The organism is Streptomyces misionensis (assembly GCF_900104815.1).
Lineage (GTDB): Bacteria > Actinomycetota > Actinomycetes > Streptomycetales > Streptomycetaceae > Streptomyces > Streptomyces misionensis.
In genome coordinates, this window is record NZ_FNTD01000004.1 from 6,053,269 (window position 1) to 6,076,063 (window position 22,795).

General features: G+C 72.5%; 22 protein-coding genes and 1 tRNA gene. 14 read left to right on the forward strand and 9 right to left on the reverse strand.

Annotation, left to right across the window (positions count from 1 at the left end):
* Positions 1 to 31: 31 nt before the first annotated feature.
* Positions 32 to 631 (reverse strand): DUF6058 family natural product biosynthesis protein, encoded by a 600-nt coding sequence (locus BLW85_RS29100; RefSeq protein ID WP_074993807.1) that lies wholly within the window; start codon positions 629 to 631, stop codon positions 32 to 34.
* A 209-nt stretch (positions 632 to 840) separates the two neighbouring features.
* Here BLW85_RS29100 and BLW85_RS29105 point away from each other — a divergent pair, with 209 nt between their 5' ends.
* The 3 genes from BLW85_RS29105 (at position 841) to BLW85_RS29115 (ending at position 4,774) form a co-directional block, all read left to right on the forward strand.
* Positions 841 to 2,064 (forward strand): arginine deiminase, encoded by a 1,224-nt coding sequence (locus BLW85_RS29105; protein WP_070021944.1) that lies wholly within the window; start codon positions 841 to 843, stop codon positions 2,062 to 2,064.
* Positions 2,065 to 2,195: 131 nt separating this feature from the next.
* Positions 2,196 to 3,206: an ornithine carbamoyltransferase gene (argF, locus tag BLW85_RS29110; RefSeq protein ID WP_070021945.1), complete on the forward strand. Its 1,011-nt coding sequence runs from the start codon at positions 2,196 to 2,198 to the stop codon at positions 3,204 to 3,206.
* Between the two features lie 122 nt (positions 3,207 to 3,328).
* A complete protein-coding gene (locus BLW85_RS29115; protein ID WP_070021946.1) occupies positions 3,329 to 4,774 on the forward strand; it encodes an amino acid permease in 1,446 nt (481 codons plus the stop codon).
* Here the strand turns inward: BLW85_RS29115 and BLW85_RS29120 are convergent.
* Complete coding sequence (locus tag BLW85_RS29120) at positions 4,734 to 5,186, reverse strand: ATP-binding protein (protein WP_074993808.1); 453 nt, start codon at positions 5,184 to 5,186, stop codon at positions 4,734 to 4,736. The genes BLW85_RS29115 and BLW85_RS29120 overlap by 41 nt on opposite strands.
* A 293-nt stretch (positions 5,187 to 5,479) precedes the next feature.
* On the opposite strand from BLW85_RS29120, the gene BLW85_RS29125 reads away from it, so the two are divergent.
* Both BLW85_RS29125 and BLW85_RS29130 read left to right on the forward strand, forming a co-directional pair.
* Positions 5,480 to 6,307 (forward strand): enoyl-CoA hydratase family protein, encoded by an 828-nt coding sequence (locus BLW85_RS29125; protein ID WP_070021948.1) that lies wholly within the window; start codon positions 5,480 to 5,482, stop codon positions 6,305 to 6,307.
* A gap of 6 nt (positions 6,308 to 6,313) precedes the next feature.
* Positions 6,314 to 8,608 carry a bifunctional salicylyl-CoA 5-hydroxylase/oxidoreductase gene (locus BLW85_RS29130; protein ID WP_074993810.1) on the forward strand — a complete coding sequence of 765 codons (2,295 nt, stop codon included), beginning with the start codon at positions 6,314 to 6,316 and terminating at the stop codon, positions 8,606 to 8,608.
* 26 nt (positions 8,609 to 8,634) lie between these two features.
* On the opposite strand, the gene BLW85_RS29135 is transcribed toward BLW85_RS29130, so the two are convergent.
* The 3 genes from BLW85_RS29135 to BLW85_RS29145 all read right to left on the reverse strand — a co-directional run bounded on the left by BLW85_RS29135 (position 8,635) and on the right by BLW85_RS29145 (position 11,932).
* On the reverse strand, positions 8,635 to 9,366 hold the full coding sequence (locus BLW85_RS29135; protein WP_074993812.1) for a ferritin-like domain-containing protein: 732 nt from the start codon (positions 9,364 to 9,366) through the stop codon (positions 8,635 to 8,637).
* A gap of 139 nt (positions 9,367 to 9,505) precedes the next feature.
* A complete protein-coding gene (locus BLW85_RS29140; RefSeq protein WP_070021951.1) occupies positions 9,506 to 10,324 on the reverse strand; it encodes a PaaX family transcriptional regulator in 819 nt (272 codons plus the stop codon).
* Positions 10,325 to 10,339: 15 nt separating this feature from the next.
* Positions 10,340 to 11,932, reverse strand: a complete 1,593-nt coding sequence (locus BLW85_RS29145) for an AMP-binding protein (RefSeq protein ID WP_074993814.1) — start codon at positions 11,930 to 11,932, stop codon at positions 10,340 to 10,342.
* A gap of 155 nt (positions 11,933 to 12,087) precedes the next feature.
* Here BLW85_RS29145 and BLW85_RS29150 point away from each other — a divergent pair, with 155 nt between their 5' ends.
* The 3 genes from BLW85_RS29150 (at position 12,088) to BLW85_RS29160 (ending at position 14,176) form a co-directional block, all read left to right on the forward strand.
* Positions 12,088 to 13,221, forward strand: coding sequence for an acyl-CoA dehydrogenase family protein (locus BLW85_RS29150; RefSeq protein WP_074993816.1), 1,134 nt, complete (start codon positions 12,088 to 12,090; stop codon positions 13,219 to 13,221).
* Positions 13,218 to 13,634 carry a RidA family protein gene (locus BLW85_RS29155; RefSeq protein ID WP_074993818.1) on the forward strand — a complete coding sequence of 139 codons (417 nt, stop codon included), beginning with the start codon at positions 13,218 to 13,220 and terminating at the stop codon, positions 13,632 to 13,634. The genes BLW85_RS29150 and BLW85_RS29155 overlap by 4 nt, the downstream gene beginning before the upstream one ends.
* Before the next feature lie 116 nt (positions 13,635 to 13,750).
* Complete coding sequence (locus BLW85_RS29160; protein ID WP_070021955.1) at positions 13,751 to 14,176, forward strand: DUF6299 family protein; 426 nt, start codon at positions 13,751 to 13,753, stop codon at positions 14,174 to 14,176.
* A gap of 156 nt (positions 14,177 to 14,332) precedes the next feature.
* On the opposite strand, the gene BLW85_RS29165 is transcribed toward BLW85_RS29160, so the two are convergent.
* The 4 genes from BLW85_RS29165 to BLW85_RS39545 form a co-directional block, all read right to left on the reverse strand.
* A complete protein-coding gene (locus tag BLW85_RS29165) occupies positions 14,333 to 14,524 on the reverse strand; it encodes an acyl-CoA carboxylase epsilon subunit (RefSeq protein ID WP_070021964.1) in 192 nt (63 codons plus the stop codon).
* A gap of 11 nt (positions 14,525 to 14,535) precedes the next feature.
* On the reverse strand, positions 14,536 to 16,080 hold the full coding sequence (locus BLW85_RS29170) for an acyl-CoA carboxylase subunit beta (protein WP_074993820.1): 1,545 nt from the start codon (positions 16,078 to 16,080) through the stop codon (positions 14,536 to 14,538).
* A 129-nt stretch (positions 16,081 to 16,209) separates the two neighbouring features.
* Positions 16,210 to 17,004 (reverse strand): AfsR/SARP family transcriptional regulator, encoded by a 795-nt coding sequence (locus BLW85_RS29175; RefSeq protein WP_070025421.1) that lies wholly within the window; start codon positions 17,002 to 17,004, stop codon positions 16,210 to 16,212.
* A 279-nt stretch (positions 17,005 to 17,283) separates the two neighbouring features.
* Positions 17,284 to 17,378, reverse strand: a tRNA-OTHER gene (locus BLW85_RS39545).
* A 176-nt stretch (positions 17,379 to 17,554) separates the two neighbouring features.
* On the opposite strand from BLW85_RS39545, the gene BLW85_RS29180 reads away from it, so the two are divergent.
* The 6 genes from BLW85_RS29180 to fabI all read left to right on the forward strand — a co-directional run bounded on the left by BLW85_RS29180 (position 17,555) and on the right by fabI (position 22,766).
* A complete protein-coding gene (locus BLW85_RS29180; protein ID WP_070025422.1) occupies positions 17,555 to 18,562 on the forward strand; it encodes a DUF2156 domain-containing protein in 1,008 nt (335 codons plus the stop codon).
* Positions 18,563 to 18,591: 29 nt separating this feature from the next.
* Positions 18,592 to 18,741 (forward strand): hypothetical protein, encoded by a 150-nt coding sequence (locus BLW85_RS39550; RefSeq protein ID WP_167381442.1) that lies wholly within the window; start codon positions 18,592 to 18,594, stop codon positions 18,739 to 18,741.
* A 293-nt stretch (positions 18,742 to 19,034) separates the two neighbouring features.
* Complete coding sequence (locus BLW85_RS29185) at positions 19,035 to 20,135, forward strand: fatty acid desaturase family protein (protein WP_070025423.1); 1,101 nt, start codon at positions 19,035 to 19,037, stop codon at positions 20,133 to 20,135.
* Positions 20,136 to 20,279: 144 nt separating this feature from the next.
* Positions 20,280 to 21,647, forward strand: coding sequence for an MFS transporter (locus tag BLW85_RS29190; RefSeq protein ID WP_070025424.1), 1,368 nt, complete (start codon positions 20,280 to 20,282; stop codon positions 21,645 to 21,647).
* Positions 21,648 to 21,675: 28 nt separating this feature from the next.
* On the forward strand, positions 21,676 to 22,002 hold the full coding sequence (gene fdxA, locus BLW85_RS29195; protein WP_070025425.1) for a ferredoxin: 327 nt from the start codon (positions 21,676 to 21,678) through the stop codon (positions 22,000 to 22,002).
* Positions 21,999 to 22,766 (forward strand): enoyl-ACP reductase FabI, encoded by a 768-nt coding sequence (fabI, locus tag BLW85_RS29200; protein WP_070025426.1) that lies wholly within the window; start codon positions 21,999 to 22,001, stop codon positions 22,764 to 22,766. The genes fdxA and fabI overlap by 4 nt, the downstream gene beginning before the upstream one ends.
* Positions 22,767 to 22,795 lie beyond the last annotated feature (29 nt).

Consider the following 22,795-nt stretch of genomic DNA (forward strand, 5'->3'; position numbering starts at 1 on the left):
GGGCGGCACCCGTCTTTGCCGCCGCGGTGCCTCAGGGCCGCGGGAAGCGGGCCCTCATCCCGGTGATGCAGACGTCCCGGGACGTGGGCCCGCCGAAGCGCAGGCGGTCGTAGCCGGTGAACTGCGGCTCCAGCGCGTCCAGTTCGTCGATCATCCGGTGCAGACGGCGCGTCCAGTCCGGGGTGCCGGCGTCGGGCGCGTCCGGTGCCGAGCCGATCGCCGTCGTCAGCTGCTCCTTGCGCAGAATGGTCTGCGGGGTGACCGAACGCAGGCAGACGTACTGGCCGTCGAGGTAGGCCCGCCACTCGGCGCGGGCGGTGACCGGGTCCGACCAGTGGGACGTGAACCAGGACGCGAGCGCGTCCACGCCGCCCGCCCGCTCCGCGAGGGCGAACAGGTCGGCCGGGACCATCTCGGCGCCGTCGGAGCGCAGATAGCCCGGCAGGGGCAGCCGGCCGTCCAGCATCAGGCGGCGGACCTCGTCGCCGTCGCGGCCGTGGTCCGCGCACAGCCGCTCCAGGGTGACGAACTGCTCGCTGACGTAGGCGTCGTCGGCCTCGGTCATCGGGTGGTCGCCGTTGATCTCGCGGAAGCGCTCGGCGAGTCGTCGGCTCAGGGAGGTCTGCGGCATGGGCGGTCCTTCGGGAACGTCGGCGGGACGGGCGGCCCGCCCCGGAGTGCGGACGCTATCCAGCGGACGCTTCGGTGCCCGCCGAACCGTGTCACCGCACCGGTTGCCGTCAGTGTGACGAGAACCGGTGGGGGTGGAAGTCGCAACGAGAGCGCCGCAAAATGGTCGAGGGGCGGGTGAATCCGGTCCCCGGTGGTCAGGATGGGGGCATGGGATTCCATGTCGACTCCGAGGCCGGGCGGCTGCGCCGCGTCATCCTGCACCGGCCGGATCTTGAGCTCAAAAGGCTCACCCCCAGCAACAAGGACGCCCTCCTCTTCGACGACGTGCTCTGGGTGCGCCGGGCGCGCGCCGAGCACGACGGGTTCGCCGATGTGCTGCGCGACCGCGGCGTCGCCGTCCACCTCTTCGGTGACCTGCTGGTCGAGACCATGGAGGTCCCCGAGGCCCGCGCCCTGGTCCTGGACCGCGTCTTCGACGAGCGCGAGTACGGCCCCCTCGCCACCGCCCATCTGCGCGCCGCCTTCGAGAACCTGCCCGCGCGGGAACTGGCCGAGGCGCTGGTCGGCGGCATGACCAAGCGGGAGTTCCTCGAGGCGCACGCGGAGCCGACCTCCGTGCGCTTCCATGTGATGGAACTGGACGACTTCCTGCTCGGCCCGCTCCCCAACCACCTCTTCACCCGCGACACCTCCGCCTGGATCTACGACGGGGTCGCCATCAACGCCATGCGCCTGCCCGCCAGGCAGCGCGAGACCGTGCACTTCGAGGCGATCTACCGGCACCACCCGCTCTTCGACGGCGAGCGGTTCCACGTCTGGTCCCAGGGGCAGGCCGACCACCCCTCCACCATCGAGGGCGGCGACGTGCTGGTGATCGGCAACGGCGCGGTCCTCGTCGGAATGAGCGAGCGCACCACCCCGCAGGCCGTGGAGATGCTCGCGCACAAGCTGTTCGCGGCCGGCTCCGCGCGCACCATCGTGGCGCTCGACATGCCCAAGCGGCGCGCCTTCATGCACCTGGACACGGTGATGACGATGGTCGACGGCGACACCTTCACCCAGTACGCGGGGCTCGGCATGCTGCGCTCGTACACCATCGAACCGGGCGTGGGCGAGAAGGAGCTGAAGGTCACCGACCACCCGCCGGAGCACATGCACCGGGCCATCGCCGCCGCTCTCGGACTCGGCGAGATCCGGGTGCTCACCGCCACCCAGGACGTGCACGCGGCCGAGCGCGAGCAGTGGGACGACGGCTGCAACGTGCTCGCCGTCGAGCCCGGGGTCGTCGTCGCCTACGAGCGGAACTCCACCACCAACACCCATCTGCGCAAGCAGGGCATCGAGGTCATCGAGATCCCCGGCAGCGAGCTGGGGCGGGGCCGGGGCGGCCCCCGGTGCATGAGCTGCCCGGTGGAGCGGGACGCGGTGTGAGCGCGGGGGCGGTGCCCGGCCGGCCGGGTGCCGGTGTGAGGATGTCCACCTCACGTCCCGGAGCTGCATAAATTTGCCGAAGGTCGTATAGAATTCCATCGTCCTTATCGTCGTACCCCTGGAGCGCCCCCATGGCGACAGTCCCGACCGCCCTCGCCGGCCGCCACTTCCTCAAGGAGCTGGACTTCACCGAGGCGGAGTTCCGCGGTCTGGTCGAGCTGGCCGCGGAGCTGAAGGCCGCCAAGCGGGCCGGGACCGAGACCCCGTACCTGCGGGGCCGCAACATCGCGCTGATCTTCGAGAAGACCTCGACGCGCACCCGCTGCGCGTTCGAGGTCGCCGCCGCCGACCAGGGCGCCCACACCACGTACCTCGACCCGATCGGCTCGCAGATCGGGCACAAGGAGTCCGTCAAGGACACCGCCCGCGTCCTCGGCCGGATGTACGACGGCATCGAGTACCGGGGCGACAGCCAGGCCAAGGTCGAGGAGCTGGCCGCCGAGGCGGGCGTGCCCGTCTACAACGGCCTCACCGACGACTGGCACCCCACCCAGATGCTCGCCGACGTGCTCACCATGACCGAGCACAGCGCCAAGCCGCTCACGGAGACCGCCTTCGCCTACCTCGGCGACGCCCGCTTCAACATGGGCAACTCCTACCTGGTCACCGGCGCCCTGCTCGGCATGGACGTCCGGATCGTCGCCCCCGAGCAGTACTGGCCGGACGCCGCGATCGTGGCCCGCGCCCGCGAACTGGCCGAGCGCAGCGGCGCCGTGATCACCCTGACCGAGGACGTGGCCGAGGGGGTGCGCGGGACCGACTTCGTCGCCACCGACGTGTGGGTCTCCATGGGCGAGCCCAAGGAGGTCTGGGCCGAGCGGATCAAGGCCCTCGCGCCGTACGCGGTGACCATGGACGTGCTGCGCGCCACCGGCAACCCGGACGTCAAGTTCCTGCACTGCCTGCCCGCCTTCCACGACCTCGGCACCAAGGTCGGCCGGGAGATCCACGAGACCTACGGCCTGACCTCCCTGGAGGTCACCGACGAGGTCTTCGAGTCGGCGCACTCCATCGTCTTCGACGAGGCCGAGAACCGGCTGCACACCATCAAGGCCGTGCTGGTCGCCACACTCGGCCGGTAGTCCTGGTCCGCGTCCGCGACCAGCGCTTATCCTGATCGGCGGGGCCGGAGCCACCCATTCCGGTCCCGCCGCCGCGACCGTCATCCCGTCGCCCGCACCACCAGAAACGAGCACCACCCGCAATGCCCGCTCCCCGCATCAAGTCCCCCCACCTGCTCGTCGCCGAATCCGGCGCGGACCGCGAGGGGCACGGCCTGAAGCGCACGATGGGGCTCTTCCAGCTCATCTGCTTCGGCGTCGGCGCCATCGTCGGCACCGGCATCTTCGTCGGGCTCTCCGACTCCGTGGCCCAGGCCGGCCCCGCCGTCGTCGTCTCCTTCGTCCTCGCCGCCGTCACCTGCGTCTTCACCGCCTTCTCCTTCGCGGAGCTGGGCGGCGCGATCCCGGTCTCCGGCTCCTCGTACTCCTTCGCCTACGCCGGCCTCGGCGAGTCCACCGCGTTCCTCGTCGGCTGGTGCCTGCTGCTGGAGTACGGCATCTCCATCTCGGCCGTCGCCGTCGGCTGGAGCCAGTACGTCAACGAGCTGCTGCACAGCCTCACCGGCTGGCAGCTGCCCGCCCTGCTGTCCGCCGGCCCCGGCGACGGCGGGATCGTCAACCTGCCCGCGGTGCTGGTGATCGCCATGGCCTCGGTGCTGCTGGTGCGCGGGGTGCGCGAGAGCGCCCGGGCGACCGCCGCCATGGCCGCCGTCAAGCTGGCGATCCTGCTCGCCTTCTGCGCCATCGGCTACAGCGCCTTCAAGCACGGCAACCTCACCCCGTTCTCCCCGGCCGGCCTCGGCGGCATCGGCGCGGGCACCACCGCCGCGTTCTTCTCGTACATCGGCTTCGACGCGATCACCACCGCCGGCGAGGAGGCCAAGAACCCCCGCCGTGACATCCCCGTGGCGATCATGGTCTGCATGGGCATCGTGACGCTGCTGTACTGCGCGGTCGCGGTCGCCGCGATCGGCGCCATCGGCGGCAAGCAGGTCGCCGGCCGCCCCGCCGCCCTGTCCTACGTCGTCAACGAGGTCACCGGCTCGACCATCGGCGGCGGTGTGATCGCCTTCGGGGCGGTCGTCGCCATCGCCTCCGTGGTGCTCGCCGTGATGTACGGCCAGACCCGCATCCTGATGTCGATGTCCCGGGACGGCCTGATCCCGCGGGTCTTCGAGAAGGTCTCCCCGAAGACCTCCACGCCGGTCGCGGGCACCCTGATCGTCGCGGTCGTCTTCGCGCTCCCGGCGGCCTTCGCCTCCCTGGACTCCGTGATGAACCTGTGCACCATCGGCACGCTGGCGATCATGGCCGTCGTGAACATCGCGGTGATGGCCCTGCGCCGCCGGGAGCCGGGCCTGAGCCGCAGCTTCCGGGTGCCGCTCTACCCGGTGGGCCCGCTGCTCGGCATCGCCTTCTGCCTCTACCTGATGTACGAGACCGGCTGGCACACCTGGGTGCAGTTCGCGGTCTTCCTCGCCGTGGGCCTCGCCGTCTACGCCGCCTACGGGCGCCGGCACTCCACGCTGGCCGGCGACGCCGCGGGCGTCACCGCGGACGCCGCTGAGCGGGAACCACAGGCAGTGTGAACCACACCGCCTTGCCCTTCGGGGTGGGGCGGTGTCCGCACGCGGCGCTCAGCGCGCGGATCAGCAGCAGCCCGCGCCCGCCCTCCTGCCACACGTCGGGCTCCTCCAGCACCGGCCGGGTCAGCTGACCGGGCGGCGCGGGGTCCGGGTCGTGCACCTCGACCTGGCAGCCGGTCGGCGCCACCTCCACCACCAGTTCGATCGGCCCGCGGCCCGCGGTGTGCTCCACCGCGTTGGCCACCAGCTCGGCCGTGAGCAGCTCCGCCGTGTCGCAGTCGGGCGCCTGCTCCACCTCGGAAAGGGCCGTGCGCACCAGCGCGCGGGCCACCGGCACCGCCGCGGCGGTGTGCGGCAGCGCCAGGCGCCAGGAGGCCGATTCGGTGGGGCGTTCGTGCAAGGCGAGTCCGTTCATGGAGCAGGCTGTCCTGCTTTCGACTGTAGGAATGGTACGGGCCCGGCCACCCGAGACGGTCGGCGGGCTTCGCCCGGGACCCTCGCCCCGGTACCGGACGCCCTACCCGGCCCGGCCCCCCGCCTCGCCCGCCCGGGCGCACTGTTACGGGCCCGCAGCGAAGCGGTGACACTCGGCGCGAGGCACCTCCCGCGCACCGGTCTGTCGCGCGCCCGTGACGACGGTCACAAACAAGTGATAACTTCGAGGCACAGCGCAACGTACGGCACCGCCACCCAAGGAGGCCGCACGTCATGAGTCCCTTCACCGGCTCCGCCGCCCGCACAGCCGACTGGGAGCACCTGCGCCTCCGGCTCGCCGACGGGGTCGCCACGGTCACCCTCGCCCGCCCCGACAAGCTCAACGCCCTCACCTTCGGCGCCTACGCCGACCTGCGCGATCTGCTGGCCGAGCTGTCCCGGGAGCGCTCGGTGCGCGCCCTGGTGCTGGCCGGGGAGGGGCGCGGCTTCTGCTCCGGCGGCGACGTGGACGAGATCATCGGCGCCACCCTCGCCCTGGACACCGCCCAGCTGCTCGACTTCAACCGGATGACCGGCCAGGTGGTGCGCGCCCTGCGCGAATGCCCGTTCCCGGTGATCGCCGCCGTGCACGGGGTCGCGGCGGGCGCCGGGGCCGTGCTCGCCCTCGCGGCCGACTTCCGGGTCGCGGACCCGAGCGCCCGCTTCGCCTTCCTCTTCACCCGGGTCGGCCTGTCCGGCGGCGACATGGGCGCGGCCTATCTGCTGCCCCGGGTCGTCGGCCTCGGCCACGCCACCCGGCTGCTGATGCTGGGCGAGCCGGTGCGCGCCCCCGAGGCCGAGCGCATCGGCCTGATCAGCGAACTCACCGAGGAGGGCCACGCCGACGAGGCCGCCCAGGCCCTGGCCCGCCGGCTGGCCACCGGCCCCGCACTGGCCCACGCCCAGACGAAGGCCCTGCTGACGGCGGAGCTGGACATGCCGCTGGCGGCCGCCGTGGAGCTGGACGCGGCGACCCAGGCGCTGCTGATGAACGGCGAGGACTACCGAGAGTTCCACGCGTCGTTCACCCAGAAGCGCCCGCCGAAGTGGCAGGGGCGGTGACCGGCCGTGCCGACGTCAGCCGCGTCCGCCGCCTCCCGCGTCGCCGTCGTCGGCGGGGGACCCGGCGGCCTCTACGCCGCCGCCCTGCTCAAGCGCCTGGACCCCACCCGTGAGGTGACCGTCTGGGAGCGCAACGCCCCCGACGAGACCTTCGGCTTCGGGGTCGTGCTGTCCGACGAGACCCTGGGCGGCATCGAACACGCCGACCCGGTGGTCTACGAGGCCCTGCAACGGCACTTCGTCCGCTGGGACGACATCGACATCGTCCACCGGGGCGTGCGCCACACCTCCGGGGGACACGGCTTCGCGGCCCTCGGCAGACACCGCCTCCTGAAGATCCTGCACGACCGCTGCCGGGAGCTCGGCGTACACATCGAGTTCCGCACCCCGGCCCCGCCCCCCGGCCGGCTCGCCGCCGACCACGACCTGGTCGTCGCCGCCGACGGGGTGCACAGCGCCACCCGCGAGACCTACGCCGACGTCTTCCGCCCCACGATCACCGGCCACCGCTGCCGCTACATCTGGCTCGCCGCCGACTTCGCCTTCGACGCCTTCCGCTTCGAGATCGCCGAGACCGAGCACGGCGTGATGCAACTGCACGGCTACCCGTTCGCACCCGACGCCTCGACGGTCATCGTCGAGATGCGCGAGGAGGTCTGGCGGGCGGCGGGATTCGACGAGACGGACCCGCGCGAATCGACCGACCGCTGCGCCAAGGTCTTCGCCGAGGCGCTGCGCGGCCGGCCGCTGCGCTCCAACAACTCGGCGTGGACGACCTTCCGCACGGTGGTCAACGACCGCTGGTCGCACGGCAACGTCGTGCTGCTCGGCGACGCGGCCCACACCGCCCACTTCTCCATCGGCTCGGGCACCAAGCTGGCCGTGGAGGACGCGCTGGCGCTGGCGGCGTGCCTGTCCGAACAGCCCGACGTGCCCGCCGCGTTGACGGCGTACGAGGCCGAGCGCAAACCGGTCGTCGCCTCCACCCAGCGGGCCGCGAAGGCGAGCCTGGAGTGGTTCGAGAACCTGCGCCTCTACCGGGACCAGCCGCCCCGCCAGTTCGCGTTCAACCTGCTCACCCGCAGCCGCCGGGTCACCCATGACAACCTCCGGCTGCGCGACGCCCACTTCACCGAGTCCGTGGAGCGCGAGTTCGGCTGCCCGCCCGGTACACCCCCGATGTTCACGCCGTTCCGGCTGCGCGGGCTGACCCTGCGCAACCGGGTGGTGGTGTCCGCGATGGACATGTACTCCGCCACCGACGGCGTGCCCGGCGACTTCCACCTCGTCCACCTGGGCGCCCGCGCGCTCGGTGGGGCGGCGCTGGTCATGACCGAGATGGTGTGCGTGAGCGAGCGGGGCCGCATCACCCCCGGCTGCGCCGGCCTCTACACCGGCCGGCAGACGGAGGCGTGGCGCCGGATCACCGACTTCGTGCACCGGCAGGCGCCGGGCACCGCGATCGGCGTCCAGCTCGGTCACTCGGGCCGCAAGGGCTCCACCAGAGTGATGTGGGAGGGCATGGACGACCCGCTGCCCACGGGCAACTGGCCGCTGGTCGCGCCCTCCCCGCTGCCGTACAAACCGGTCAGCCAGGTCCCGCGCGAAGTCACCCGTGCTCAACTCACGGACATCCGCGAGCAGTTCGCGGCGTCGGCGTGGCGTGCCGCACGGGCCGGCTTCGACCTCCTCGAACTGCACTGCGCCCACGGCTATCTGCTCTCCGGTTTCCTGTCCCCGCTCACCAACCACCGCACGGACGCCTACGGCGGCTCGCTGCAGAAACGGCTGCGCTTCCCGCTGGAGGTCTTCGACGCCGTCCGCGCGGTGTGGCCGGCCGATCGCCCGATGACGGTCCGTATCTCCGCCACCGACTGGGCGGAAGGGGGCACGACGGCCGAGGACGCGGTCGAGATCGCCCGCGCCTTCGCCGGCCACGGCGCGGACGCGATCGACGTCTCCACGGGCCAGGTCGTCTCCGACGAACGGCCCGACTTCGGCCGCTCCTACCAGACCCCGTTCGCCGACCGGATCCGCCACGAGGTGGGCGTCCCGGTGATCGCCGTCGGCGCCATCTCCTCCTGGGACGACGTCAACTCCCTGATCCTGGCGGGTCGCGCCGACCTGTGCGCCCTGGCCCGCCCCCACCTCTACGACCCCCACTGGACCCTCCACGCGGCCGCCGAACAGTCCTACACCGGCCCCGCCGCCCCCTGGCCGCCCCCCTACCGGGCCGGCAGCCGCCGCCCCCGGACGGGCCGCACCGACACCCCGAAACCCCGGCTGTCGCTGGGCGGTTGACCCCCGAGGCCGCCGCGCGGGCGCCGTCAGATCGTGTTCGTCCAGGCGTCCGGACGGGGCGACAGCACCGCGCGGACGACCGGGCCGGACGAGGACACGACGTCGGCCACGAAGCGCCGCCGGCCGACGCCGAGCCGGCGCAGCGCCGGGCCGTGGTCGGTGGCGACGACCAGGGACGCGGCGAGGAGGAGGAGCTGCCACGCGGCCATCACCGGGCGGCGCGCCGGGCGGGGCAGCTCCGCGAGAAGGGAGTGCAGCCGCTCGCAGTGGAAGGGGACGTGGCGCTGCTCGTCGCAGAGGATCCGCCCCGCCACGTCCGAGGTGAGCGCGTCGTCGGTGCCGTCACGCAGGGCCCGGTAGTAGCGGAGCGCCACCACCTCCGCGATCATCAGCACCAGCAGTTCCAGGCGCAGGCCCATGAGGCGCCGCAGCCGCACGAAGACCGCGTCGCTCCAGTGGCCCGCCAGCGTCGGCACGCCACCCGCCGCCAGCAGCCGGGCGAGCAGCCGGGCGTGGTTGCGCTCCTCGGCGACGAACAGCCGGACCGCCCGCGCGTAGTCGCCGTCACCGGCCTGGTCCGCCTTGCCGACCAGATTGGCGCCGTCACCGTCCTCGCCGACCTGGAAGCGCTGGATGCCGGCCCACACCGCCGGATCGAGCCTCGCGCCCCGCGCCCAGTCCGGGTCCCCCTCGGCCCGCCTGCGCTCGCGCTCGTCCTCGAACCGTCTCGTCCACTCGGCGAAGTCGCCCGTCCGCACGCGCTCTCCCCTCCCCGGGCCACGGCCGCCGTGCCCCGGACCGGAACGACGCGGTTCGACGGCGAACCGTTCCCCGCGCCGGGGACGCCGCCGACCGGCCGAGGGGCCGGGTAACGTGCGCCGGGGTGAGCGGACTTCCTCACGGGGCGGGCAGGGCGAACCGCGCGCCCGGGTCCCGGAGGCGGTCGTGCAGGGCCTGGAAGACCTCGGCCGAACGCAGACCCGGCCAGGCCGGGGGCAGGAGGTGGGCGGGCAGGCCGGGGTCGGTGTAGGGGAGGTGGCGCCAGGAGTCGAGGGCGAGCAGGTAGTCGCGGTAGGCGTCCTCGGGCGGGGTGTCCGGGCGGTCCTGCCAGGCGCGCAGCACCGGCGCGTGGGCGTCCAGGAAGCGCTCGTGCTCCCGGGCGATGGCGGGCAGGTCCCACCAGCGCGCCACCGCCTCGGCCGTGGGCGCGAACCCCAGGTGCTCACCGCGGAAGAAGTCGACGTAGGGGTCCAAGTGGAGGCGGCGCAGGGTGTGTTCGGTCTCCTCGTGCAGGCGCGCGGGGGCGATCCACACGCCCGGCGCCGCCGTGCCGAAGCCGAGCGCGGACAGGCGGGAGCGCAGGACGTGCCGCTTCTGCCGTTCCGTCTCGGGCACCGAGAACACCGCGAGCACCCAGCCCGCGTCCTCGGGTGGTGCGGCGGCGTAGATGCGGCGGTCGCCGTCTTCCAGCAACTGCCGTGCCTCGGCTGAGAGTTCGTAACCAGCCGCACCGGAGGCGGTGCGGGCGGGCAGCAGCAGGCCGCGCCGCTTGAGCCGGGACACCGAGGAGCGGACCGAGGGCGCGTCCACGCCGACCGCGGCCAGCAGCCGGATCAGCTCGGCGACGGGTACCGGGCCGGGCATGAACCGGCCGTACGCGCCGTAGAGCGTGACGATGAGGGACCTGGGAGCGCGCTGGTCGGACACGTTGATCATTTTAGGTCGTCGGTATCACTGCTGGTCACCGGGGTTGCGCAGGCGGAACCGCTGCAACTTGCCGGTGGCCGTGCGCGGCAGGGCGTCCAGGAAGACGAACTCGCGGGGGCATTTGTACGGCGCCAGCTCGGCGGTGAGGAACGCCCGCAGCGGCTCCGGGTCGCGGCGGGCGCCGTCGCGCAGCACCGTGTAGGCGACCACCACCTGGCCGCGGGCCTCGTCGGGACGGCCGACCACCGCGGTCTCCAGCACGTCCGGGTGGCGCAGCAGGGCGTCCTCCACCTCCGGGCCCGCGATGTTGTACCCGGCCGAGATGATCATGTCGTCGGCGCGTGCCACGTAGCGGAAATAGCCGTCGGGCTCCCGGACGTACGTGTCGCCGGTGATGTTCCAGCCGTCGCGTACGTAGTCGCGCTGGCGCGGGTCGGCGAGGTAGCGGCAGCCGACCGGGCCGCGCACCGCCAGCAGCCCGGGTTCGCCGTCGGGCAGCGGGGTGCCGTCCGGGCCCTGCACCCGGGCCTGCCAGCCCGGCACCGGAACCCCCGTGGTGCCCGGTCTGATCGCCTCGTCCGCGGCGGAGAGGAAGATGTGCAGCAGCTCGGTCGCGCCGATCCCGTTGATGACGCGCACCCCCGTGCGCGCGTGCCAGGCCCGCCAGGTGGCCGCGGGCAGGTTCTCGCCGGCCGACACACAGCGCCGCAGCGACGAGACGTCGTGCCCGTCCAGCTCGTCCAGCATGGCGCGGTAGGCGGTCGGGGCGGTGAACAGGACCGAGACGCGGTGCTCGGCTATCGCCGGGAGGAGGCGGCGGGGCCCGGACTGTTCCATCAGGAGCGCGCTCGCGCCGGCCCGCAGCGGGAAGACGACCAGACCGCCGAGGCCGAAGGTGAAGCCGAGCGGGGGGCTGCCGGCGAACACGTCGCCCGCATGGGGGCGCAGGACGTGCCGGGAGAAGGTGTCGGCGATGGCGAGCACGTCCCGGTGGAAGTGCATGCACCCCTTCGGGCGGCCGGTGGTGCCCGAGGTGAAGGCGATCAGGGCGACGTCGTCGGAGGCGGTGTCGACGGCCGGGTAGGGCGTGCCGGGCGCGGGGCGGCGCAGGAGGTCGTCGGGGGTGCCGGCGCCGTACGTGGTGACGCGCAGCCCGGGGATGCCCGCCTTCGTCAGGTCGGCCACCGAGCGGGCGTCGCACAGGGCGTGGCCCACGCGGGCGATCTCGCAGATGGTCGCCAGTTCGTGCGGGCGCTGCTGGGCCAGCACGGTGACCGCGACGGCGCCCGCCTTGAGCACCGCCAGCCAGCAGGCCGCGAGCCAGGGCGTGGTGGGGCCGCGCAGCAGGACCCGGTTGCCCGGGACCACGCCCAGCTCGCCGGTGAGGACGTGCGCGATCCGGTCGACGCGGGCGCGCAGTTCGTCGTACGTCCAGGGCGGCCCGTCCGGGGTGCGGAAGGCCGGGCGGGACCCGTCCGTGCCGTCCAGCAGCTCGGCCGCGCAGTTCAGCCGGGCGGGATAGCGCAGCTCCGGGAGGTCGAAGCGCAGCTCGGGCCACTCGTGCGGGGGCGGCAGATGGTCGCGCGCGAAGGTGTCCACGTGGGCCGAGAGATGCATGGCGGTTCGCCCCCTTGCCGTGACGGACGTCCGGACGGGCATTCCTGGCGGGCTCGCCGTTTGAGCGTATCGTGTTGGTGACGGCAGTCAACTGTGCGCGATAACGTCGTGGGGTGGGGACGGTCGCCTGGTCCGTCCCGGAGGGAGGACCGGCGGTGTCCGCATTCTCACTCGATCCGCGGCAGCTCGCCTGGTGCGCCGAACTGCGCGCCCTGGCCGCCGAACGGCTGCGCCCGCTCGCCGACAAGGGGGCCCCGGGGAGCGTCAACCGGCCGCTCCTCGCCGAGCTGGGCGAACTGGCACTGCTGGGGCGGCTGTTCACCTCCGGTGCGCTCGATCTGTGCCTGATGCGGGAGTCCCTGGCGCAGGGCTGCACCGAGGCCGAGACCGCGCTCGCCCTCCAGGGCCTCGGCGCCCATCCGGTGCACGCGTACGGCAGTGCCGCCCAGCGCGAGCGGTGGCTGCCGGGCGTCGCCGACGGCAGTACGGTCGCGGCGTTCGCGCTGAGCGAGCCGGGGGCCGGTTCGGACGCGGCCGCCCTCGCCCTCGCGGCCGAGCCGGGCGGCGCGGGCGAGTGGCGGCTCACGGGGGAGAAGTGCTGGATCTCCAACGCGCCCGAGGCCGACTTCTACACCGTCTTCGCCCGCACCGGCCCCCAGGCCGGCGCCCGGGGGGTGACGGCGTTCCTCGTCCCGGCGGACCGGCCCGGCCTCACCGGCCAGGCGCTGGAGATGATCTCGCCGCACCCCATCGGCGCGCTCCGTTTCGACGACGTGCCGGTCGGCCCCGACGATGTGCTCGGCGAGGTGGGCCGGGGGTTCGCCGTCGCCATGGGCACCCTCAACCTCTTCCGCCCCAGCGTCGGGGCGTTCGCGGTCGGGATGGCGCAGGCGGCGCTGGACGCGACCGTCGAGCACACGCGGCGACGCGAGGCCTTCCAGGGCAGGTTGATGGACCTCCAGGCGGTGTCCCACCAGGTGGCGGAGATGGCGCTGCGCACCGAGGCGGCCCGGCTGATGGTGTACGCGGCGGCCACCGCCTACGACGAGGGCGCCGCCGATGTGCCCCGGCGGTCCGCGATGGCCAAGCTGCTCGCCACCGAGACGGCGCAGTACGTCGTCGACACCGCGGTCCAGTTGCACGGCGCCCGCGCGCTGCGCAGCGGCCATCTGCTCGAACACCTCTACCGCGAGGTGCGGGCGCCGCGCATCTACGAGGGGGCGAGCGAGGTGCAACGGAGCATCATCGCCAAGGAGTTGTACGCCGCGAGCGGTCGGGAGGCACGGTGACGGACGAGCGGGCCGGTTCGGTGGAGCGCGTCAACCCGGCGGAGCTGTCCCCGCCGACGGGGTTCTCGCACGCCGTCGTCGCGACCGGGGCCCGGGTGGTGTTCCTCGCGGGTCAGACCGCGCTCGATGCCGACGGGAAGATCACCGGTGGCACGACGGCCGAGCAGTTCGAGCGGGCCCTCGGCAATCTGCTCACTGCCTTGCGCGCGGCCGGTGGCACCCCCGCCGACCTCGCGCGGGTCACCGTCTACACCACGGACGTCGCCGCGTACCGCGCACAGGCGCGGGAACTGGGGCGCGTCTGGCGGGCGGTGGCGGGCCGGGACTATCCGGCGATGGCCGTGGTGGGGGTCGTACGGCTGTGGGACGAGCAGGCGCTGGTGGAGCTGGACGGGTTCGCGGTCCTTCCGTAGCCGGGGGCCGTGGCCGGGGCCGTGACGCGCCACCGTTGGGGTGACGGTCACGCTCCGCGGCGTGGGCGCCCGGTACCAGTGGAGTCCTCCAAAACGGTACAAACCTGGAGGTATCCATGCGTGTACGCTCCGCCCTCGCCGCGGTTCTGGGCGCCGCCGCCCTGCTGGTCACCGCGGTCGGCCCGGCCGGCGCCGCCCCCGGCGAGTTCGTCACCGTCGACTCCACGGGCCGGCTCGCCGCGGACGGGACCCTCACGCTGACCGGCACCTACCGCTGCACCGGCGCCACCGGCCCGGTCTTCACCACGTCCTCGGTCAGCCAGCGCGACCCCCGGGTCAGCCACGGCATCGGCGGCGGCCTCGCCCGCTGCGACGGCCTCACCCACACCTGGGCCAACTCCGGCAGGGTCACGAGCGAGAACCTCGTGCCCGGCCGGGCCCACGTCAGGGCCACGCTGATGGAACTGCGCGCCCACGGCCTGATCCCCCTGCCGGTCTTCCACGCGACCGCCGAACGGGACGTCACCCTGCTCCAGGGGTGACGGCGCCCTGACCGGACGCGCGCGGCGGGGCCGGCCGCACGGGGCGCGCGGTGTCCGCGACGGCCGGCGCCGCCGGGGTGCGTGCCCCGGGGCGTGGCGGCCGGCGCGGACACGGGCCGGGGCGGGCGGCCCCGGCGTACCGCTGCCGTCGAGCGGCTACGCGCGCTGCCAGCTGTGCGGTGCGTGGAAGGGGTGCGGGCGCCAGGAGGTGGTGCCGGGGGAGGTCGATTCCGTGCCCGGGGCCGGGTGGGCGGCGCGGGTGAGGAGGAGGACGGTGAGGGCGGCCAGTTCCTCGTCCGTGGCCTGGCCCCGTTCGACGCGGATCGGGGGAGTGGGGGATGCGGGCATCGGGACCTCCGTCACTGAGGGGGGTTGCCGTGTTTGCGGGCGGGGCGCTCCGCGTGTTTCGTGCGGAGCATCGCCAGCGACCGCACCAGGACCTCGCGGGTCTCGGCGGGGTCGATGACGTCGTCGACCAGGCCGCGCTCGGCGGCGTAGTACGGGTGCATCAGCTCGGACTTGTACTCCTTGACCAGGCGGGCGCGCATGGCCTCGGGGTCCTCCGCCTCGGCGATCTGGCGGCGGAAGATGACGTTGGCCGCGCCCTCCGCGCCCATGACCGCGATCTCGTTCGTGGGCCAGGCGTAGGTGAGGTCGGCGCCGATCGACTGGGAGTCCATGACGATGTACGCGCCGCCGTACGCCTTGCGCAGGATCAGGGAGATGCGCGGCACGGTGGCGTTGCAGTAGGCGTAGAGCAGCTTCGCGCCGTGCCGGATGATTCCGCCGTGCTCCTGGTCGACGCCGGGCAGGAACCCGGGCACGTCCAGCAGGGTGACCAGTGGGATGCTGAAGGCGTCGCACATCTGCACGAACCGCGCGGCCTTCTCCGACGCCTCGATGTCCAGGACCCCGGCCAGGGCCTGCGGCTGGTTGGCGATGATGCCGACCACCTGGCCGTCGAGGCGGGCCAGCGCGCAGATGATGTTGCGGGCCCAGCGCTGGTGCACCTCCAGGTACTCGCCGTCGTCGACGATCTCCTCGATCACCTTGGCCATGTCGTACGGCTGGTTGCCGTCCACCGGCACCAGGTCGGCCAGCGACGCGCAGCGCCGGTCCGCCGGGTCGGTGCACTCCACCCGCGGCGGGGTCTCGCGGTTGTTCCCCGGGAGGAGGGAGAGGAGGTAGCGCACCTCCTCCAGGCAGGTCTCCTCGTCGTCGTACGCGAAGTGGCAGACGCCGCTGGTCTCCGCGTGGACGTCCGCGCCGCCCAGGCCGTTCTGGGTGATCTCCTCGCCCGTCACGGCCTTGACCACGTCCGGACCGGTGATGAACATCTGGGACGTCTCACGGACCATGAAGACGAAGTCCGTCAGGGCGGGGCTGTACGCCGCGCCGCCCGCGCACGGGCCGAGCATCACGCTGATCTGCGGGATCACCCCGGAGGCGGCCGTGTTGCGGCGGAAGATGCCGCCGTAGCCCGCCAGCGCGGTCACGCCCTCCTGGATGCGGGCGCCGGCGCCGTCGTTGAGGGAGACCAGCGGCGCGCCGGCCGCGATGGCCATGTCCATGATCTTGTGGATCTTGGTGGCGTGGGCCTCGCCCAGCGCGCCGCCGAAGATCCTGAAGTCGTGCGCGTAGACGAAGACCGTACGGCCCTCGACCGTGCCCCAGCCGGTGATGACACCATCGGTGTACGGCTTCTTCGCCTCCAGGCCGAAACCGGTCGCCCGGTGCCGGCGCAGCTGCTCGACCTCCTGGAAGGAACCCGGGTCCAGGAGCAGCTCGATCCGCTCCCGTGCCGTCAGCTTGCCCTTGGCGTGCTGGGCAGCGGTCGCCTTCTCACTGGGGCCGGCGAGCACGCGTGCGCGTATGTCGGCCAGTTCCGCGACATGGGAGTTCATCTCTGCCTGCCTCTGCGTGCGGTGACATGACTTCGGACGCTGCCCGCGCGGGCCGCCGGTCGATCCGAGCGTGACAACCCGGGCTGACCGGACGCTGACGGACCGCTTGCGGTCCCCCGGCCCACGTGGTCACACCGGCTGAAGCGCCGGGATGCGCGGGTCGCCGGTGAGGACCGGGTCGTGGGAGAGGATGGCCATCTCGATCCTGCGCAGCGCGGGGGAGGGCTGGATGCCCAGCTCCTCGTCCAGCCGGCCGCGCATCCGGCGGAAGACGTCCAAGGCGTCGGCCTGCCGCCCCGAGCAGTACAGGGCGATCATCAGCTGCTCGCAGAACCGTTCCCGCAGTGGGTGGTTGGTGTGGGCCTCGGCCAGTTCCGCGAGCACGGAGGCGTGCCGCCCGAGCCGCAGTTCGGCGTCGAAGAGCAGCTCCATCGCCCGCATCCGGTGTTCCTCGTAGCGGGCCCCGGCCAGCTGGCACAGGGTGCCGCCGGGGGAGCCGCCGAAGACCGGCCCCCGCCACAGCGCCAGGGCCTCGCCCAGCATCCGGGCGGTGCGCCCGGGATCGTGCGCCGCCGCCGACTCCGCCTGCCGCACGGTGCGCACGAACTCGGCCGCGTCCAGCTCGCCCTCTCCGACGCTCAGCCGGTAGCCCGCCGGATGGATGGTCACCCGGGAGGCCGGCCGGTCCGGCTCCAGCGCCCGCAGCCTGCGCCGCAGCCGGCTGATGTGCGCCTGGAGGGCGTTGGCCTGGCGGTCCGGCAACGCCTCGCCCCACATCTCCTCGGCCAGGCTCTCCCCGGACACCGGCCGGCCCTCGCTGACCAGCAGGGTCTGCACCAGCGTGCGCTGGAGATCACCGCAGACGTCCGCCTCACCGGCGTCGGTGCGTATCTCCAGTGCTCCGAGTATGGAGAACCTCAGCATTCTTTCCCCCTAGGTGACAATTCCTCGCCGACGGTGATTCCGGATTGGTGCTGCCGTGAAAGAAAGAGCGACCGAACGTGCCGTGCCCCGGCGGACCTCGACTCCTCGTGCGGCCCGCCGGGGCATCTGCTCCGCCGGGACGGGGGGCGGCCGGCGGTTCCTGGGTGCTGCCGGTGCTCGTTCGGAAAAGCACCGGCCGGGAATTGCCGAACTCACGGGCCGGAGCCTCGAAATCCCGTCCGGTCGGCACGGGATGGCGTCCGGCCGAGGTTCCGGCCGTGGCGGAGAGGGCAGGATTTGAACCTGCGTGGGCCGGTCAGGCCCGACCAGAGCTGTGCACTCGGTCCCCGATAAGCCACTCCGGGCACCTCTCCCCGTGTCCGGCCCCGGATTCCGGCGCCGTTCACGTCAACCACATTGGCAGTGACGGCTGACCTAAAGCTGACACGCTTCTGACACAGGTAAATGAATGCCCAACTGCTCTTTTCCAGGGCAACGTTACGGTGCTGTACTCCCTTCGACGGAAAACGCTCCCGAAAGGGGTACGGGAATGACCGCGACCACCACCGAGACCGGCACCGACAGCCGGATTCTCGACGCGATACGAACCCACACCACGAGCGAGAACCCGAGTTCCTTCCTGGCGCTCAACAGCGGAAACAGCGTCTTCACCGTGCCGGGCGCGGACGGTGTCGTCGTCTACCGCCGCACCGGCCGCTGGGCGGTCCAGTTCGGCGGTCCGTTCGCCGCCGAGCGGGACTACGACACCCTGCTGGACGCCTTCCGGAGTTACGTCCGGGACGAGGGCCTGAGCCTGGTCGGCGTGCAGCTCCAGCGCACCGACGCCGAGCGGTACGCCGAACGCGGCTGCGTGGTCAACCAGGTCGGCGCCTCCTGGGCGGTCAGCCTGGAGGAGTTCACCCTGCGCGGCACCAAGTTCATGCAGCTGCGCAACAAGATCTCCCGCGCGCTGCGCAACGGCCTGCAGATCCAGGAGGTCGACGCGGCCGACGTCGCCGACGCCATCGCCGTCATCGACAAGGCGTGGCTCGGCTCCAAGGGCGGCGCCCAGCAACTGGAGTTCCTGGTCGGCCAGATCGGCGGGCCGGCCCAGGCGCACCGCCGGCTGTTCGCCGGCACCATCGACGGCGAGCCGGTGGCCTACATCTCCTACTCGCCGGTCTACGGCAGCCGGGCCGGCTGGATGCACGACCTCAGCCGGCGCATCCCGGAGGGCTCCCCGGGCCTGATGGAGGCCATCAACGCGCACGCCATCGAGGTCTTCCGGGCCGAGGGCGTCGAGTGGCTGCACTTCGGCTTCACCCCGTTCACCGGGCTCGACGCCGCCCACGAACTCGACGGCCACAGCCCGGCCTTCCAGTGGCTGATGCACGCGCTGTGGGCCGAGGGCGCCGCGCTGTACCCCGCGCAGACCCAGCTGTCGTACAAGCAGAAGTGGGCCCCCGACCTGCTCATCCCCGAGTACGTCGCCTTCGACGGCCCCCAGGCCTCGCTGCCCGGCTTCGCGCACATCTTCCGCGCCTGCAAGGCCTTCTGAACCCACCCTCACAGACAGGAGACGAAGCGATGAGCCAGTCCACCGAGGAACTCTCGCACGCCGTGGTCGGACAGCTGATGGCCGTCATCGGCGCGCCCGACGACGAGCAGGTCGCCGAGGCCGCCGACGCGTCCGTGCGCGCCCTCGACGAGCGGCTGCGCGCCGAGGCGGCCGCCTGAGTGGCCGCCGGGGTGCCGGCGACCGGGCCGAGGTGGCCCGATCAGACCGGTATCAGTGCCACATCAGTGCCGCACGGAACGCTGGACGCACGTTCGCCCGGCGGTCCGGGCCCGGGAGCACCGCACTGTGCTCCCGTCGCCCGGGTCCGCCGGGCGGGCCACAGCCCGCGGCGGTGACCCCACGCGGGAGCTGAAGTCCGACTCGCGGCGCCCGCAGGTCCGCAGGTCCGCAGGTCCGCGGGGCAGCGGCGCCGCCGCCCGTATCGGGCACTTTCTCCCAAGGAGAGCAACGCATGCAGCGTCCGCACGTACAAGAAGCCGTGGCCGCGGCCGCACCGGGCGGCGAACGCACCGGCGCCTCGGCCACGTTCGCCGAACTGCTGAAACGGGTCAAGGCCGAGGGCCTCCTCGACCTCGATCCGCGCTACTACGTGGGCAAGCTCGCCCTCAACACCGCCCTGCTGCTGGTCGGCTTCGTCGCCTTCTTCGAGCTGGGCAACTCCTGGTGGCAGCTGCTCACCGCCCTGTGGATGGGGCTGTGCGGCGGCCAGTCGGCGTTCATGTGGCACGACGCCGGCCACAAGGCCATGTTCCGCAGCAAGAAGGCTGCCTCCGCGGTCGGTTACATCCACGCCAACCTGGTCAACGGGGTCAGCTACGGCTGGTGGGTCAACCACCACAACCGGCACCACAGCAACCCCAACCACCTGGACATGGACCCGGACATCGGCCGGCGCACCGTCATCTTCGACATCAAGCAGTACCCGACCCGCAAGGGCACCCAGAAGCTCGTCGTGCGCTACCAGAGCGTGCTGTTCTTCGTGCTCCTGGTGCTCGAGGGCTTCAAGATGCTGAAGACCGCGGTCAAGTCCATCGCCGGCGGCAAGACCAAGCGGCCCGTGCTGGAGACCTTCCTCATCCTGCTGCGCACCGCCGTCTACCTCACCTGCGTCTTCACCGTCCTGTCCCCGGCGCTCGCGGTCGCCTTCATCATCGTCCAGCACGCCACCCTCGGCGTGTACTTCGGCATGATCTTCGCCCCGAACCACAAGGGCATGCAGATCCGCGACGGCGAGGAGGAGACCCTGGACTGGCTGGAGCGCCAGGTCCTCACCTCCCGCAACATCCGCCCCAGCCTGCTGATCGACTTCCTCTACGGCGGGCTCAACTACCAGGTGGAGCACCATCTGTTCCCGGCCATGCCGCAGAAGAGCCTGCCCCGCGCCCGCGAACTGACCATGCAGTACTGCGCGGAACGCGGAGTGCCGTACCACGAGGTCGGGTTCTGGGCCTCGTACCGCGAGGTCGCCTCCTACCTCCACGAGGTCAGCGTCCCGGTGCGGCGCGGTGACGTCGAGGAGCAGATCCGGCGCCAGGCCATGGAAGCGGCCTGACCGTCCTTCCCCCGCTGTCCGCCTCTCACCCACCCCCACACCCGGCCCCCGGGCCGCACGCCCGGGCCCGCCGTTGGCCCGGGCGGTTCCCTCCCCAGAAGCACAGCGACAGCTTGCGACAACAGCTTCATAGGAGCCCGCCCCATGTCCCAGACCACCGCCGCGGCCGGCGGTCTCACCGCTCCCGCCCCGATCGGCGCCCGCCTGGACCGCATGCCGATCACTCCCCTGCACCGCAGACTCACCGCGGTCATCGGCGTCGGCCTGTTCTTCGACACCTTCGAGAACAACCTGTCCGGCACCATCGGCAAGGTGCTCCAGACCGACTTCGGCTTCGGCACGACCTCGCTCAAGCTCGTCCTGGCCTCCGCGTTCGTGGGCCAGTTCATCGGTTCCCTGACGCTCGGCCGGATCGCGGACCGATTCGGCCGGCGTCGGGCCTTCCTGGTCAACCTCGCCATCTACTCGGCCTGTTCGCTGCTCGGCGCCTTCTCCCCGAACGCCGCCTGGCTGATCGTCACCCGGTTCCTCGCCGGTCTCGGCATCGGCGCCGAGCAGGCCCTGTCCGACTGCTACCTGGCCGACGTGCTGCCCGCGAACAAGCGCGGCCGGTTCATCGCCTGGGCGTACACCCTCGCCTTCTGCGGGGTGCCCGCGGTCGGCTTCGCCGCGCTGTGGCTGGTGCCGCTGTCCCCGCTCGGGGTGGCCGGCTGGCGCTGGCTGTTCGTGCTCGGCGCGCTCGGCTCGGCCGCCGTCTGGGTGCTGCGCCGCCAGCTGATCGAGTCCCCGCGCTGGCTCGCCGCCGCCGGCCGCACCGAGGAGGCCGACCGCCTGGTGGCCCGCCTGGAGGCCGAGGCGGCCGGGCGCGGGCTGCCCCTGGCGCCGCCCGCCCCGCAGGCCGAGACCCCCGTCGCGCACACCCGGCTGCGCGACGTCTTCAAACCCGGGCTGCTGCGCCGCACCCTCGTGCTGTGGGTGTTCTGCATCCTGTCCGTGGTCGGCTACTACGGCTTCGGCACCCTCGCCCCGCAGATCGTCGCCGCCAAGGGCTACGGCGTCGTCGCGGGCCTCGGCTTCACCGCGCTGTCCTTCCTCGGCTACCCGGTCGGCTCCGCCCTCGCCCTGCCGGTCGTGGACCGCATGGAGCGCCGCACCCTGGTGGCCGTGTCCGCCGCCGCGATGGTGGCCGCGGGCCTCGGCTTCGCCTACGCGGGCTCCGCGGAACTCATCGTGCTCAGCGGGTTCGCGTACACGCTGTTCAGCAACGTGTTCTCCAGCGTCTCCCATGTCTACCTCGCCGAGCAGTACCCGACGGAGATCCGGGCCACGGCCGCGGGCGCGGCCTACTCGCTGTCCAAACTCAGCGCCGGAGCGCTGCCGTTCGTGCTGCTGCCGGTCCTCGACACCCACGGACCGGGTGCCCTGTTCGCCGTCATCGCCGCGGCCATGGCCGTCCTCGCCGTCACCGTGCTGGCCCTCGGCGAGCGCACCACCGGTGTGTCCCTGAAGTGAACAACCCTTAAGCAGACAGGAGTTGAGCATGGCCTACGTCATAGGACTGCCCTGCGTCGACATCAAGGACCGCTCCTGCGTCGACGAATGCCCCGTGGACTGCATCTACGAGGGCCGCCGCGCCCTGTACATCCACCCGGAGGAATGCGTGGACTGCGGCGCCTGCGAACCGGTCTGCCCGGTCGACGCCATCTACTTCCAGGACGACCTGCCCGAGGAGTGGGGCGACGACCACGCCGCCTCCAACGCCGACTTCTTCGCCGCCCTCGGCTCGCCCGGCGGCGGCAGCGCCATCGGTCCCCAGGACCACGACTCCCCGCTGGTCAGCGGCCTGCCGAAGGGAGTGTCGGCATGAGCGGCATCCTCGCCGGCAAGCGGATCCTGGTCACCGGCGTCGTCACGGACTCCTCCATCGCCTTCCACGCGGCCCGGATCGCGCAGGAGGAGGGCGCCGAGGTGATCCTCACCGGCTTCGGGCGGCTCTCCCTGATCGAGCGGTTCGCGCAGAAGCTGCCCAAGCCCGCCCCCGTGCTCGAACTGGACGTCACCGACCAGGACCACCTGGACACCCTCGCCGAGCGGGTCGGCGTCCACGCCGACGCCCTCGACGGCGTGGTGCACTCCATCGCCTACGGCCCCCAGGGCGCCTTCTCCTTCCTCGACGGCACCTGGGACGACGTGTCGACGGCCGTGCACGTCTCGGCGTACTCCCTCAAGTCCCTGACCACGGCCTGCCTGCCGCTGCTGAAGAAGCGCGGCGGTTCGGTCGTCGGCCTCACCTTCGACGCGGCCGTGGCCTGGCCGCACTACGACTGGATGGGCGTCGCCAAGGCCGCCCTGGAGTCCACCAGCCGCTATCTCGCCCGCGACCTCGGCGGGTTCGGCATCCGCTGCAACCTGGTCGCGGCCGGGCCGCTGCGCTCCATGGCCGCCAAGTCCATCCCCGGCTTCGGCGAGCTGGCCGACGTCTGGACCACCGACCGGGCCCCGGCCGGCTGGGACCTCACCGACCCCGACCCGGCCGCCCGCGGGGTCGTCGCCCTGCTGTCGGACTTCTTCCCGCGCACCACGGGCGAGATCGTCCACGTGGACGGCGGGGTGCACATGACCGGCGCCTGAGCGCGCACACGGGAAGGGGGCGGAAGCCG

Bases quoted from the DNA above. Each gene is read 5' to 3' on its own strand.
- BLW85_RS29100 (WP_074993807.1), bottom strand. From the start codon at position 631: ATGCCGCAGACCTCCCTGAGCCGACGACTCGCCGAGCGCTTCCGCGAG.
- fdxA (WP_070025425.1), top strand. From the start codon at position 21,676: ATGGCCTACGTCATAGGACTGCCCTGCGTCGACATCAAGGACCGCTCC.
- BLW85_RS29165 (WP_070021964.1), bottom strand. From the start codon at position 14,524: ATGCCCGCATCCCCCACTCCCCCGATCCGCGTCGAACGGGGCCAGGCC.
- BLW85_RS29105 (WP_070021944.1), top strand. From the start codon at position 841: ATGGGATTCCATGTCGACTCCGAGGCCGGGCGGCTGCGCCGCGTCATC.
- BLW85_RS29180 (WP_070025422.1), top strand. From the start codon at position 17,555: ATGACCGCGACCACCACCGAGACCGGCACCGACAGCCGGATTCTCGAC.
- BLW85_RS29170 (WP_074993820.1), bottom strand. From the start codon at position 16,080: ATGAACTCCCATGTCGCGGAACTGGCCGACATACGCGCACGCGTGCTC.
- BLW85_RS29145 (WP_074993814.1), bottom strand. From the start codon at position 11,932: ATGCATCTCTCGGCCCACGTGGACACCTTCGCGCGCGACCATCTGCCG.
- BLW85_RS29185 (WP_070025423.1), top strand. From the start codon at position 19,035: ATGCAGCGTCCGCACGTACAAGAAGCCGTGGCCGCGGCCGCACCGGGC.
- BLW85_RS39550 (WP_167381442.1), top strand. From the start codon at position 18,592: ATGAGCCAGTCCACCGAGGAACTCTCGCACGCCGTGGTCGGACAGCTG.
- BLW85_RS29190 (WP_070025424.1), top strand. From the start codon at position 20,280: ATGTCCCAGACCACCGCCGCGGCCGGCGGTCTCACCGCTCCCGCCCCG.
- BLW85_RS29140 (WP_070021951.1), bottom strand. From the start codon at position 10,324: ATGATCAACGTGTCCGACCAGCGCGCTCCCAGGTCCCTCATCGTCACG.
- fabI (WP_070025426.1), top strand. From the start codon at position 21,999: ATGAGCGGCATCCTCGCCGGCAAGCGGATCCTGGTCACCGGCGTCGTC.
- BLW85_RS29125 (WP_070021948.1), top strand. From the start codon at position 5,480: ATGAGTCCCTTCACCGGCTCCGCCGCCCGCACAGCCGACTGGGAGCAC.
- BLW85_RS29120 (WP_074993808.1), bottom strand. From the start codon at position 5,186: ATGAACGGACTCGCCTTGCACGAACGCCCCACCGAATCGGCCTCCTGG.
- BLW85_RS29115 (WP_070021946.1), top strand. From the start codon at position 3,329: ATGCCCGCTCCCCGCATCAAGTCCCCCCACCTGCTCGTCGCCGAATCC.
- argF (WP_070021945.1), top strand. From the start codon at position 2,196: ATGGCGACAGTCCCGACCGCCCTCGCCGGCCGCCACTTCCTCAAGGAG.
- BLW85_RS29175 (WP_070025421.1), bottom strand. From the start codon at position 17,004: ATGCTGAGGTTCTCCATACTCGGAGCACTGGAGATACGCACCGACGCC.
- BLW85_RS29160 (WP_070021955.1), top strand. From the start codon at position 13,751: ATGCGTGTACGCTCCGCCCTCGCCGCGGTTCTGGGCGCCGCCGCCCTG.